This window comes from Streptomyces sp. NPDC087845 (genome assembly GCF_044742755.1).
Lineage (GTDB): Bacteria > Actinomycetota > Actinomycetes > Streptomycetales > Streptomycetaceae > Streptomyces.
In genome coordinates this window covers 263934-276715 of record NZ_JBIUVC010000011.1, presented here as the reverse complement: position 1 = coordinate 276715, position 12782 = coordinate 263934, and the positions used below count along the sequence as shown (strand labels likewise).

General features: G+C 73.7%; 7 protein-coding genes. 4 read left to right on the top strand and 3 right to left on the bottom strand.

Annotated features, from left to right (window positions below; translation table 11 throughout):
* The first annotated feature begins 121 nt into the window (after positions 1-121).
* The gene (locus tag ACIOMQ_RS27845) at positions 122-505 is read left to right on the top strand and encodes a hypothetical protein (RefSeq protein WP_402190822.1); all 384 of its coding nucleotides are present in this window, start codon (positions 122-124) and stop codon (positions 503-505) included.
* A 268-nt stretch (positions 506-773) separates the two neighbouring features.
* On the opposite strand, the gene ACIOMQ_RS27840 is transcribed toward ACIOMQ_RS27845, so the two are convergent.
* Together ACIOMQ_RS27840 and ACIOMQ_RS27835 are read right to left on the bottom strand one after the other, a co-directional pair.
* The gene (locus ACIOMQ_RS27840) at positions 774-1574 is read right to left on the bottom strand and encodes an ABC transporter ATP-binding protein (protein ID WP_362209392.1); all 801 of its coding nucleotides are present in this window, start codon (positions 1572-1574) and stop codon (positions 774-776) included.
* On the bottom strand, positions 1567-2508 hold the full coding sequence (locus ACIOMQ_RS27835) for an ABC transporter permease (protein WP_362209395.1): 942 nt from the start codon (positions 2506-2508) through the stop codon (positions 1567-1569). Before ACIOMQ_RS27835 ends, ACIOMQ_RS27840 begins: the two co-directional genes overlap by 8 nt.
* Positions 2509-2636: 128 nt before the next feature.
* Here ACIOMQ_RS27835 and ACIOMQ_RS27830 point away from each other — a divergent pair, with 128 nt between their 5' ends.
* A complete protein-coding gene (locus tag ACIOMQ_RS27830; RefSeq protein ID WP_401268453.1) occupies positions 2637-3242 on the top strand; it encodes a TetR/AcrR family transcriptional regulator in 606 nt (201 codons plus the stop codon).
* Between the two features lie 24 nt (positions 3243-3266).
* Here ACIOMQ_RS27830 and ACIOMQ_RS27825 read toward each other — a convergent pair whose 3' ends face one another.
* Positions 3267-6869 carry a CDP-glycerol glycerophosphotransferase family protein gene (locus ACIOMQ_RS27825; protein ID WP_401756837.1) on the bottom strand — a complete coding sequence of 1201 codons (3603 nt, stop codon included), beginning with the start codon at positions 6867-6869 and terminating at the stop codon, positions 3267-3269.
* A gap of 101 nt (positions 6870-6970) precedes the next feature.
* On the opposite strand from ACIOMQ_RS27825, the gene ACIOMQ_RS27820 reads away from it, so the two are divergent.
* Positions 6971-8998 carry a CDP-glycerol glycerophosphotransferase family protein gene (locus ACIOMQ_RS27820; protein ID WP_401756839.1) on the top strand — a complete coding sequence of 676 codons (2028 nt, stop codon included), beginning with the start codon at positions 6971-6973 and terminating at the stop codon, positions 8996-8998.
* A gap of 151 nt (positions 8999-9149) precedes the next feature.
* Entirely contained in the window at positions 9150-12716 is a 3567-nt protein-coding gene (locus ACIOMQ_RS27815; RefSeq protein WP_401756982.1) for a CDP-glycerol glycerophosphotransferase family protein, read from the top strand.
* Positions 12717-12782: the final 66 nt, after the last annotated feature.

Here is a 12782-nt window from a genome sequence, read left to right as displayed (position 1 = left end):
AGCGGACGGGATCGGGCGGGACGGAGCGGGGCGGGACGGGATCGGACGGTACGGCACCCGGGCCGCGTGCCCGGGGCTGTTCCCGATCGCCGGGCAGGAACTCGCCTGCCCGAAGGCCGAGTTGAGGGAGCGGACCGAAGCCGCCGAACGCCGGGCCGGGCAGCGCGAGCAGCGGGAGAAGCACGGCGGGCAGAGCGGGCGGCTCACCCCGTGGCTGCCGGCGGCCGGCGAGGACGGACTCGCGCTCGTCGAGCGTTTCGGTTCGGACGCGCTCGCCCTGGTCCTCGCCACCGACGCACCGCCGGCCGACGCCCGGCTGCTCGGCGAACTCCTGATGCTGCCGGGCCCGGCTCCCGTACTGCACCGGCTGACCTCCGGCTACGGGCTGCCCGCCGCCGCCTGGTCGCGGGCGGCCGCGCTGCCGGCGCGCGGGGAGCCGGAGGAGCGGGTGCTGCTGCGGCTGTGGAGCCGCGGCGGCGACGCACCTACCGCTGCCACAGGGTGAGTTCGCAGCACGTCGGACTGCGAGCCCTGCAGGCACTCTTCGGGGGTCGCTCCGGTGCTCTTGCCCATCGGGGTGCGGAACCTCCAGCTGCCGCCCGACGCCTCGCTCAGCTCCAGTTCGTCGTCGCTGCCGGTGAATTCGTCGGGGCCCGCGACCCGGGGCTCGTCCAGATCGATCCCGATCCGCCCGGCCCGTCAGGTCCGCCCGCCCCTCCGATCCGCCGCGCGCCGCCGCGCTCCGTCGCCTCCCCCCCCGCGGGGGGCTTCCGCTACTTCTTGCCGGTGAACTTCTCGTACGCGGCCACGACCTCGTCCGCCGGACCGTCCATCCGCAGTGTCCCCGCCTCCAGCCAGATCGCCCGGTCGCAGGTCTCGGTGATCGACCCGTTGCTGTGGCTGACCAGGAAGACCGTGCCGGCCTCCTTGCGCAGCTCGATGATCCGCTCCTTGCTGCGCCGCTGGAACCTGGCGTCGCCGGTGGACAGCGCCTCGTCGATCAGGAGGACGTCATGGCTCTTGGCGGCCGCGATCGAGAAGCGCAGCCGGGCGCCCATGCCGGAGGAGTACGTCCGCATCGGCAGGGTGATGAAGTCGCCCTTCTCGTTGATGCCGGAGAAGTCCACGATCCCCTGGTAGCGCTCGCGGATCTCGGCCCGTGTCATCCCCATCGCGAGGCCGCCGAGCACGACGTTGCGCTCGCCGGTCAGATCGCTCATCAGCGCCGCGTTCACCCCGAGCAGCGACGGCTGGCCCTGCGTGTGCACCCGGCCCTTCGTCGCGGGCAGCAGACCGGCGATGGCCTTCAGCAGCGTCGACTTACCCGAGCCGTTGGAGCCGATCAGGCCGATGGCCTCGCCCTTGTACGCGGCGAAACTCACCCCCTTCACGGCGTGCACCTCGCGCACCCCGGGGGCCTGCCGGCGCGAGACGATCCGGCTGAGCGCCGAGGTGGCGCTGCCCTTTCCGGTACGGGCGCCGTTGACCTTGTACGTGATGTGCACGTCGTCCACGACGACGGTCGGTACCCGCTCGTCGTTGTCGGCCGGGTTCCCGGCCAGGTTGTCAGCCACGTCCGTACCGCTCCTCCGCCTGCCAGAAGTACACGAAGCCGCCCACCCCGCACACGAGCGCCCAGCCCGCGGCGATCGCCCACACGTGCGGCGGCAGATGGGACGCACCGAAGCTGTCGATGAGCGCGAACCGCATCAGGTCGATGAAGACGGCGGCCGGATTGCACTCCAGCATCACCATCACGTAGTGCGGGACCCGGTCCCCCTTGAGCATCGTGTCGACGCTCCACATGACGCCGGAGGCGTACATCCAGGTGCGCAGGATGAACGGTGTCAGCTGGGCGATGTCCGGCGTCCGGGCGGCGAGCCGCGCCACCACCATGGAGACACCGGTGTTGAACACGGCCTGGAGGAACAGCGCCGGAACTGCCAGCAGCCAGGACGGCTTGGGGAACTGCCCGAACCCCACCAGGATCAGCACCAGGGCGGCCAGCGAGAACAGCAGCTGCTGGAGCTGCTGGAGGGCCAGCGCGACCGGCAGCGAGGCGCGCGGGAAGTGCAGGGCCCGGACCAGGCCCAGGTTGCCGCTGATCGCACGGGTCCCCGCGGTGATCGAGCTGGCGGTGAAGGTCCAGATGAAGACGCCCGTGACGAGGAACGGAACGAAGTCCTCGACGTTGCGCTTGGTGTTCATCAGGACGCCGAAGATGAAGTAGTAGACCGTCGCGTTCAGCAGCGGCGTCATGATCTGCCAGATCTGGCCGAGCTTCGCCTGGCTGTACTGCGCGGTCAGCTTGGCGGTGGCGAACGCCGTGATGAAGTGCCGCCGCCCCCACAGCTGCCGGATGTACGCGCCCAGCGTGGGCCGGGCCCCGCTCATGGTCAGTCCGTGCCGGGCGGCGAGCGCGGCGAGCTCACCCGGCGCGTACACCGGGAAGGGTGTCGCGGCAGGGGTGTCGGCCGGGGCCGCTGGGGTTGTTGTCTGGCTCACCACGATCGCTTTCGACGGGAGGGCGGGATCACGACGGTCGACGGGACGGGACCGTATCGTCGCAACGCCGAGAGTAGGGCGCATCCGCGTCGCAACGCAACCGTTTCGTCGCTACGGACTATGATTCGGCCATGACCACCGACCCGGGAACCCGCCGCCGCGTCCCCGCCGGAGCCGCTGTGCTGCGCGAGGACGTCACCGATGCGATTCGCAGCGCCGTCTTCGAGGAGCTGGCCGCGGTGGGCTTCGCCCGGATGTCGATCGAGGGCATCGCCCGGCGGGCGGGCGTGGGCAAGACCGCGGTCTACCGCCGCTGGAAGTCCAAGCTGGCCCTGGTCCTCGACCTGGTCTCCGCCGTCGCCGTCCAGGGCATGCCGGCTCCGGCCACCGGTTCGCTGTACGGGGACGTGCGCGCCGTACTGGAACTCGCCTCCTACGCCCTGCGCCACCCCGTCGCCTCGCAGGTCATCCCGGACCTGCTGGTCGAGGCGGCCCGCAGTCCGGAGATCTCCGACACGATCAAGGCCGCCCTGCTGGACCCGCAGCAGGGCATCGCCGCCGTCGTCGTACGGGACGCCGTGGCGCGCGGCGAACTGCCCGAGGACAGCGACCCGGACCGTGCGCTGGACCTGATCGTCGGGCCGCTCTACTGGCGGCTCGCCGTCGTCCGCGCCCCGCTGCCCAAGGGCTACCTCGACGACCTGGCCGCGGCCGCCGTCGCCGCGCTCAAGAGCTGAGCGCCTTCGCGGGCCGGGGAGGTCTCACCCCTCGGCCAGCAGCCGGTCCGCGACCCGTGCCGCCGCGCCGCCGTCGTCCAGGTCGCAGAAGTCCCGGCGGAAACTCTCGTACGCCTGCGCGTGCCGGGCCGCCGACGCGGTCAGGGCACCGGCGTCGCGCAGGACCCCGGCCACCTCGTCCGTGCCGGTGAGCAGCGGCCCCGGCGCCCGGGTCTCGAAGTCCAGGCAGAATCCGCGCGCCGTGTCGCGGTAGTGCTCCAGGTCGTAGGTGTGGAAGAGCATCGGGCGGCCCGTGTGCGCGTAGTCGAACACCAGTCCCGCGTAGTCCGTGACCAGCACGTCGGCGATGAGCAGCAGCTGAGCGGTGTCCGGGTGCGACGAAACGTCGCGTACGCCGTGCCCCTCGGGCACGCTCCCGGTCACCCGGGGATGGCGCCGCACCAGCAGGGTGTGGCCGTCGCCGAGGGACCGCGCCAGGGCGGCCGGGTCGAGCGCCGGATCCCAGCGGTAGCGGGGCCGCTCGCCGCCCGTACCGGGCGGGTGGGCCAGCTGGTCGCGGTAGGTCGGCGCGTACAGCACGACCCGGCGGCCGTCCGGAATGCCGAGCCGGTGCCGGACCCGCTCGGCGGTCTTGGCCCGGTCGGCCGAGAAGAGCAGGTCGTTGGCCGGGGAACCGGCCTCCAGGACCTCGCCCCGGTAGGCGAGCGCACGGCGCAGCAGCGGCGTGGAGTGGCGGCTCGGGGAGACCAGCACGGACCACTGCGCCGCCCGGTGCGGCAGCGAGGCGAGCTCGTGGTGGTCGGCGTACAGGGTGCCGCCCAGGTCCGCGCCGAAGCGGCCGAGCGGGGTGCCGTGCCAGGTCTGCACGACGATCTGGCCGGGCCGCCGCTCGAACCACTCGGGCAGCTGCTCGGCGGTGACGATCCGGCGGGACCGCGCCAGCGCCTCGTGCCAGGCGGCACTGTGCTCGACGACCGGGGCGGCGGTGGACGGGACGTGGCCGTGGAGCCCGTCGGTGACCCAGAGGTGCTCCGACTCCACTCCCCGGCGCAGGAGTTCGGCGTGGACGGCGCGCGGTGAGTCGCCGCCCGTGTAGAGGACGGCGTCCCGCAGCGGCAGCGCGCGCCGGGCCGGATAGTACGTGCCGCGCAGTTCGGCCCGGTGGTACGCGCCCCGCTCGGAGACCGCGAGGACCGGCCCGGCCTGCACGGTCAGCCGGTCGCCGAACCGGCGGTCCAGGGCGAACTCCCGGCCGGGGGCGGGGGCGTGGGCCGCGGTGTGCGCGCCGGTGCGGCGGAGCGGCAGCCGGGTGCCGAGGGCGGCCAGCACCCGGACCGGCCGGCCGCCCAGACAGGCGTCCCAGCGGCCCTCGTGCAGCCCCGCGGCCACGGAGGGGGCGAGGAACGCGGTGAAGCGGTGCCCCGCGTACGCCGGCTCGGCCCTCCCGTCCGCCTCCGTCTGCGGCCCCTCGGGTGCTCTCTCGCGCCCCCCTTCGGGCTTTCCCGCGCGCGCCTCCTCGTACGCCGTCGCGCGCGGCTCCTCGTGGTGTGTGACGGGGACCGTCACCGTCTCCCGCAGCGTCTCGTGCCGCAGGACGAGGTGGGCCGGCCCCCCGTCCTGCCGTACGCCCGCCCCGGCGCCGGTCACCCCCTCCATCCGCAGGGCCCCGTCCGAGGTCCACACGGCCCCGTCCACGAACGGCTGCCCGCTCAGGTCCAGCACCAGCTCGCCCGCCGCATCGGCCACGACCGGCGGCGCCAGCTCCGGGGCCGCCGCCAGCGGCACCCGCGACCCGTCCGCCAGCACCAGCCGCGCCCGCCACCGCCCGCCGGGCTCCGGCTCGACCTCGCGCGGCGCCCGGTGCGGCGCCCGGGGCGCGGCCGCCATCCCGGCGAGGTCGGCGAGCGGAATCCGTACCGTGAAACGACCGTCCGCCCGGCACTCGACCGGGTGGCCGAACTCCTGGTCCGCCACCCCGTCGCAGGTCAGCACCAGGGCCTTCGGCCGGTCGCCCCCGTACAGCCGGCCGGTCAGCTCCAGCTCCGCGCCGATGCGCCGGTCCTCGCAGCGGGCCGGCAGCTGCGCCAGGGTCAGCCGGAGCCGCCCGCCCTGGTAGTCGAGCACCGCACGCCGCCCGTCACCCAGGTCGCGTACGTGGGGCTGGACCGCCCCCGACTCCACGGCACGCACGGCCACCCGGCGGACCGTGCCGTGGGCGGCCACCATCATGCCCACCAGCCAGCCACCGGGCCGCAGCCGGCGCGGGTCGAGGGTCAGCTCGAAGCCCGAGTGGTCGTAACGGTGCGACTGCTGACCGGAGTTGATGGTCGCCTCGGGCGCGGGAACGTTCCGTACCGGCATCGTCCGCAACTGCTGGCCGCGGATCGCGCGCACCATGCCCACCTTCAGCGAGTGGCGCGGCGACGAGGTCGGCAGATTGCGGATGTACGCGTATCCGCGCAGCCGCAGCTTGCCGTCGTCGCCCCACTGCGCCTCCAGCAGCCGTGCCACCGCCGGGAGATCGGTACGGGCGAGACGGGTGGTGTCCGGGATGCCGGGAAAGTCGGCCTGCCGCCGCCCCGGCACACCGCCGACCAGGAACGTTCCGGCGCCGTTGGCCCGTTCGAAGGCGAGCACGGCCAGCAGCTCCGTGAGCCGGCGCTCCTTCACCAGCCGCCACTTGATCCGCAGCTCCGCCGGCAGCTCATGGGCCACGGCCCGGCTCGATCTGGCCGCCCCGTCCATCCGCTCCATCCGGTCCAGGAATGCCCCCGCGCCCGCCATGAACGCCTCCCGGTACTCGGGCCCGCCCATCGTGAGCCCCTCCAGGAAGTACACGAAGTCGTCCCGCAGGCACGAGAGGTCGTAGCGGCGCCGCGCCCCGCTGTTCGCCACCCCGCCCCGGCCCGCCAGGAACGCGCTGACCTGCTCGCACGCCGAGATGCGGTCCTGCACGCCCCGCACATCCGTACGGCGCCGGGTGATCGACCCCTCGCGCACCCGCCAGTAGTAGACGTGCTCGTGCAGCACATCGACCGAGCCGGCGAGGAAGTGCGCCGGGATCATCACCGGGGTGTCCTCGTAGAGCCTGCCCTCCGGGAAGGCGAAGGCGTGCCGGTCCCAGAAGGAGCGCCGGAACACCTTGTTCCAGGCGACCCGGTCGGCGAGCAGCCGCGGATCGCGGCTGATGTGGGTGCGCGTCCGGGTGGCGGTCAGCCAGCGGTACTGCCAGGCCTGCTGCCGCCCCTGCTCGTTCAGCCGCCACACATTGCCGGTCGCGAGGTCGGAGCCGGTCGACTCCAGCGAGGCCAGCATCCGCGCGAAGGCGTCGTGGACGACGATGTCGTCGCTGTCGACGAACGCCAGGTACGGCACGCCCGCCCTGGTGTGCCGCACGCCGGTGTTGCGGGCCGCGCTCAGCCCCGCGTTGGGCTGGCGGACATAGCGGAAGCGGCGGTCGCGGGCGGCGAACGTCTGGGCGACGGCCGTGCTGCCGTCCGTCGAACCGTCGTCGACGAGGACCACCTCGATGTCGGTGGCCGACTGTTCGGCCACCGAGCGCAGGCAGTCCTCCAGATACTCCTCGACGTTGTAGACCGGGACGACGACACTGAGGCGCGGCTTCATGCCCGCTCAACCGGGGCGGACGCCCCGGGTCACCGACACTGCCCCGAACGGGTGAACACGCGATTCGGTGCGCGGTGGATGCGCGATTACGCTCGGCTGCCATGCTCCTCAGTGTTGTCGTGCCCGTCCACCGCGCTCAGGGATATCTCAGGGCGACCCTGGAGTCCGTGCTCGGCCGGGGCCCCGGCGGACTGGAACTGCTCGTCGTCGACGACGGGTCGCGGGACGGCAGCGCCCGGATCGCCGCCGAGTTCGCGGCGCGCGACCCGAGGGTCAGGGTGCTCACCCTCCCCGAGCACCGCGGCGCGGGTCCGGCCCGCAACGCCGGGGCGGACGGGGCGCGCGGCCGCTATCTGCTCTTCCTCGACGGCGACGACCTGCTGCGCCCCGGCGCGCTCGAAGCGATCGGCGACCGGCTGGCGGGGAGCGAACCGGACGTACTCCTCCTCGGCCACGACCACATCGACTGGTGGGGCGACGTCCGGTCGCCGGCACCCGCGCCCGGGGCACCCGCACCCGGGGCCGACGGCCTCCGGGCCGGCGCCTTCTCCGTCGGCACCCCGCGCCTCTTCCGCCGCGCCTTCTGGACCGCACACGGCCTCCGCTTCACCGACGGCCCCTACGAGGACGTCCTCCCCGTCCTGCGCGCCGCCCTCCTCGCCTCCGACGCCGGCACCCTCGACGCCCTCGACCGGATCTGCGTCCGCCACCGCATCCGCCGCTCGGGCACCTTCGCCACCACCCCCGGGCGCCACCACTTCGCGATCCTCGAAGCGTACGAACGGCTGCTCGCCGCGACCGGCCGCGACCCGCGGATCCGGGCGGCCCGCACCCGCCACCTGCGCGCCGTCCTCGCCGACCCCGGCCGGATCGCCCCCGGGGACCGCGCCGCCTTCCACCGCGCCGCGGCCCTCCCCGGCAGCTATCCCGGCCACCGTGCCCGGGAGGCCGCCCGCACCGGCCGCGTCCGGGCCCGAGCAGCCCTGCGCCGCCGCAAGAAGACGGTCCGGGCCCGCGTCATGCGCGCCGCCTACCGCGCCGACCTGCACCGCCCCCTGGACCCCGACCTCGCGGTGTACGGCGCCTACTGGAACCGGGGCGTCGCCTGCAACCCGGCGGCGATCCACGCCAAGGCCCTCGAACTCGCCCCGCACATCCGGGGCGTCTGGGCCGTCTCGTCCCGTCACCTCGACCGCGTGCCGCCCGGCATCCCGTACGTCATCGAGGGCTCCCGCGCCTACTGGCGGGCGATGGCCACCGCCACGTACCTGATCAACAACTCCAGCTTCCCCGGCGGCTTCACCAAACGTCCGGGCCAGCGCTATCTCCAGACCCACCACGGCACCCCGCTGAAGACCATGGGCCTGGACCAGCGCGCCTACCCGGCGCTCACCAACGGCATCAGCTTCGAGCGGATCGTCGCCCACGCCGACCAGTGGGACTTCTCCCTCTCCGCCAACCCGCACACCACCGAGATCTGGGACCGGGTCTACCCGTCCCGATACGAGCATCTGAACCTCGGCTACCCGCGCAACGACATCTTCTTCACCGCCACCCCCGAGCAGGTCGCGGCGATCCGGCAGCGCCTCTCCCTCGACCCCGGCCGGACCGTGCTGCTGTACGCGCCCACCCACCGCGACTACCGCAAGGGCTTCGTCCCCCACCTCGACCTGGACCGGCTGACCCGTGAACTCGGGCCGCAGTACGTCGTACTGGTCCGCGCGCACTACTTCTACGGCCGCTCGGCGGGGCTGGACAGCTCCCGGGTGGTGGACGTGACGGCACATCCGTCCGTCGAGGAACTCTGCCTGGTCTCCGACGCGTTGATCACCGACTACTCGTCGCTGATGTTCGACTACGCCTGCCTGGACCGCCCGATCATCAGCCACACCCCGGACTGGGCCGCCTACCGGGCCTCGCGCGGCACCTACTTCGACCTGCTCTCGGGGCGCCCCGGCGACACCCCGGGCGCGGTCGCCACCACCGAGGACGAGCTGCTGGAACTGTTCAGGACGGGCGAATGGCGCTCGGCGCGGACGGCGGAGCTGCGGGCGGCGTTCCGCGCGCGCTTCTGCCCGTACGACGACGGGCACGCGGCCGAACGCGTGGTGCGGCGGCTCTTCCTGTAGCGGCCCTCCCCCCGCGGCCTCCCGGGGGAGGCCGTAAGCCCGGCGCAGCCGATGTCACCCGTTCGGGAGAGACCGCGACCGGTGACCCCCGGCCCGTCACGGGGTTGAGCCGTACGGACAACCAGGCCCCCGATGAACGGACGTGCTCAACATGCCGCCACGGCTCAGTGTCGTCGTACCCGTCCACAACGTCGAGCTCTATCTGACGGACTGCCTGAAGTCCCTCGCGGAGCAGACCATGAGCGACCTGGAGGTGGTGATGGTCGACGACGGGTCCACCGACAGCAGTGCCGACCTGGCAGCCGGGTTCGCCGCACAGGACGGCCGGTTCCGGCTGGTGAGCCAGGAGAACGGCGGCCTCGGACACGCCCGCAACACCGGGGTCCGCCACTGCGACCCGGGCGCCCGCCATCTCGCCTTCGTCGACAGCGACGACGTGCTGCCGCCCCGCGCGTACGAACTCCTCGTCGGCGCCCTGGACGAGACCGGCTCGGACCTCGCGTCCGGCAACGTGCTGCGGCTGCGGGCCTCCGGCAAGCTGCAGCAGTCGCCCAACTTCCGCAAACCGATGGCGACGACCCGGCTGCGCACCCACATCTCCCGCGACTGGGACCTCGCGGCCGACCGGATCGCCTGCAACAAGGTCTTCCGCCGGTCCTTCTGGGACGAACACGCCTTCGCCTTCCCGGTCGGCGCCCTCTACGAGGACATCCCGGTCGTCCTGCCCGCCCATTTCCTGGCCCGCTCCGTCGACGTACTGAAGGACGCCGTCTACCACTGGCGCGACCGCGCGGGCTCGATCACCACCCGCCGTGCCGTCGTCCGCGGCGTCCAGGACCGGGCCTCGCACGTGCTGGGCGTCTCCACCTTCCTCGACGAGCACCGCGGCGCCGCCGACAAGCGGCGCTACGAGGCCCATGTCCTCGCCCATGACCTCTGGTACTTCATGGAGGCGCTGCCCGACGGCGACGAGGAGTACCGGCGTGCCTTCCTCACGTACGCCAACGAGTTCACCGACCAGGTCGACCCCGCCGTCCTCGACGCGCTCCCGCTGCGGCTGCGGCTGATGTGGCACCTCGTGCGCGAGCGGCGGACCGGTGAACTGCTGGCGCTGCTCGCCGCCGACAAGGCCGAGCCGGGAGCGTTCGCGGTACGGGGCGTGCGCCGCCGCAGCGCCTCCTTCCCGGCCCTCACCCGGCCGGTGCCGCGCCCGGTGCTGCGGGTCACCGACCGGGACCTGCCGCTCACCGCCCGCCTGCGGGACGCCCACTGGCAGGGCGGCAGGCTGCACCTCAAGGGGTACGCCTACATCCGGAACCTGCCCGCCACCTCGCGCGGCAGCGAGTTCCGGGCCGGCTGGCTGCGGGCGGGGCGACGGCATGTGGTGCCGCTCCGGCTGCGTACGGTCGCCGACCCCGAGGCCACCGTCCGCTCCCGGCAGAGCCTGCACGACTACGACCGCTCCGGCTTCGAGACCGTCATCGACCCGGCCAGGCTCCGCATCGGCGCCGACGGCGGCGTCGAGCGGCTCACCTGGCGCCTGGAGATCGGCATCGCCGGACACGGCATGCTGCGCCGCTCCGACCTCTCGACGAACGAGGCGGCCGCACCGCCGCCCGCGCACCGCCCCGACGGCGACCACCGGATCGTGCCCGCCTTCGAGAACGGCAGGCTGGTGCTGCACGCCGAGCGGATCGACGCCCGCTTCGAGACGCACCGCGCGGGCGACACGGGCGACGGCGCCGCCACCGTGGTGATCGACGGCATGATCCGCGACCGCCTCGGCAAGGGGCCGCTGCGCCTCGCCCTCACCCACCGGGCCTCCGGCACCTCCTTCGACTGTCCGGTGGCCGTGCACGAGGGGGCCGTGCCCTCGGCGGCGGGATGGCGCCGCTTCACCACCGACGTCCCGCTCGCCGCCTTCGCCGACGCCCGCGAGGGCGCGGGGGAGGGAGCGGATGCCGCGCAGGTCCCGTACAGCCTGCACCTCGTCGGCCCGGACGGGCGCAGGACGCCGATCGACGTCCCGGGGCCCGTACCGCCGGGCCGCTACCCGCTGGGCGGGGACGGCGGCCGGCGGCGCGAGCTCGGTCTCACCGCGAGCTCGCGAGGCAACCTGCTGATCAGCGACCGCACCGTGCAGCCCGCCGTCGACCTGGCGACCTGGACGGAGGACGGACAACTCCTCCTGGAGGGCACCTTCCCCGACGACCCGCAGCGGCCCGTCGAGCTGGTGGCCCGGCACAGCGGACACGGCGAGGAGGCCGTCTTCCCCCTGACCCTCTCCGGGGCCGTCGGCGCACGCCGGTTCAGAGCCGCGCTCCGGCCGGACGCCGTTGAGGGACCGGGCGGGAAGGCGCCGCTGGGCGAGGGCCACTGGTACCTCTTCCTCCACGAGAAGGGCGCCCGGGACGACGCGTACGACGCCCCGCTGCGCATCCCGGCCGCCGCCCACCGCGCCCTGCCGGCCGCCCGCACCCTCACCGGCCGGACGTACCTCGTCGAACGGCGCTACCACGACCAGCTGCTGATCAACAGCGCATCGGTGCTCACCCCCGCCGAACGCGGCGCGCGCGGCAAGCGGCTGCTGCGCGAGGCGTACCGGGGCCGACGCACCGCACCCCTGCGCGACACCGTGCTGTACAGCAGCTTCGACGGCCGCCAGTACTCCGACTCGCCCCGCGCCATCCATGAGGAAATGACCCGCAGGGGCGTCGAGTCGGAGCATCTGTGGGTGGTGAGCGACCAGCAGGCCCGCGTCCCGGCCGGTGCCACGGCCGTCGAGCACGGCTCCACCGCCTGGCACGAGGCCCTGGCCACCAGCCGCCACCTCGTCACCAACACCCAGCTGCCGGAGTGGTTCGAGCGGCGCGAGGGCCAGTGCGTCGTCCAGACCTGGCACGGCACCCCCCTCAAGCGCATCGGCCTCGACCTCGCGGGCACCGCCCACGCCAACGCCGCCTACCTCGCCTCCATCGAGCAGCGCGCCCGGCAGTGGAGCGTCCTGGTCTCCCCGAACCGCTTCTCCACCCCCGTCCTGCGCCGCTCGTTCGGCTACCGGGGCGAGGTCCTGGAGTGCGGCTACCCCCGCAACGACCTGTTCCACGCCCCCGACCGGACCAAGGTCGCCGCGTCGGTCCGGGAGAGGCTCGGCATCCCCGCGGCCAAGCGGGTCGTGCTGTACGCGCCGACCTGGCGCGAGGACCGGCCGCAGGGCGGCGGCCGCTACGCCCTCGACCTGCGGCTCGACCTGGCCGCCGCCGAACGCGAACTGGGCGCGGACACCGTCCTGCTGGTACGCCGCCACTACCTGGTGACCGACCGCCTGCCGGACAGCGGCAGCGGCTTCGTCCGTGATGTCTCGCGCTACGGGGACGTCGGCGAGCTGATGCTGATCAGCGACGCACTGGTCACCGACTACTCCTCGCTGATGTTCGACTTCGCCCAGACCGGCCGCCCGATGCTCTTCCACACCTACGACCTGGCGCACTACCGCGACACCCTGCGCGGGTTCTGCTTCGACTTCGAGGCCCGCGCGCCCGGCCCGCTGATCCCCGGCTCCAACGGGCTGATCGAGGCGCTGCGCGACCCGGAGCGCGCCACCGCGGGACACGCGCAGGCGTACGAGGCGTTTCGCCGGGACTTCTGCGACCTGGACGACGGACACGCGGCGGCGGGGGTGGTCGACCGGATGCTCCAGGACCGCGCCCGGCCCTGACCGGCCGGGCAGCGGCCCCGGGGCGGCCCGCGCCGTCTGAACCGTTCGAGTGATTCGGGAATTCGG

Coding starts and splice junctions, on each gene's coding strand:
- ACIOMQ_RS27820 (WP_401756839.1), top strand. CDS start 6,971: ATGCTCCTCAGTGTTGTCGTGCCCGTCCACCGCGCTCAGGGATATCTC.
- ACIOMQ_RS27830 (WP_401268453.1), top strand. CDS start 2,637: ATGACCACCGACCCGGGAACCCGCCGCCGCGTCCCCGCCGGAGCCGCT.
- ACIOMQ_RS27815 (WP_401756982.1), top strand. CDS start 9,150: ATGCCGCCACGGCTCAGTGTCGTCGTACCCGTCCACAACGTCGAGCTC.
- ACIOMQ_RS27825 (WP_401756837.1), bottom strand. CDS start 6,869: ATGAAGCCGCGCCTCAGTGTCGTCGTCCCGGTCTACAACGTCGAGGAG.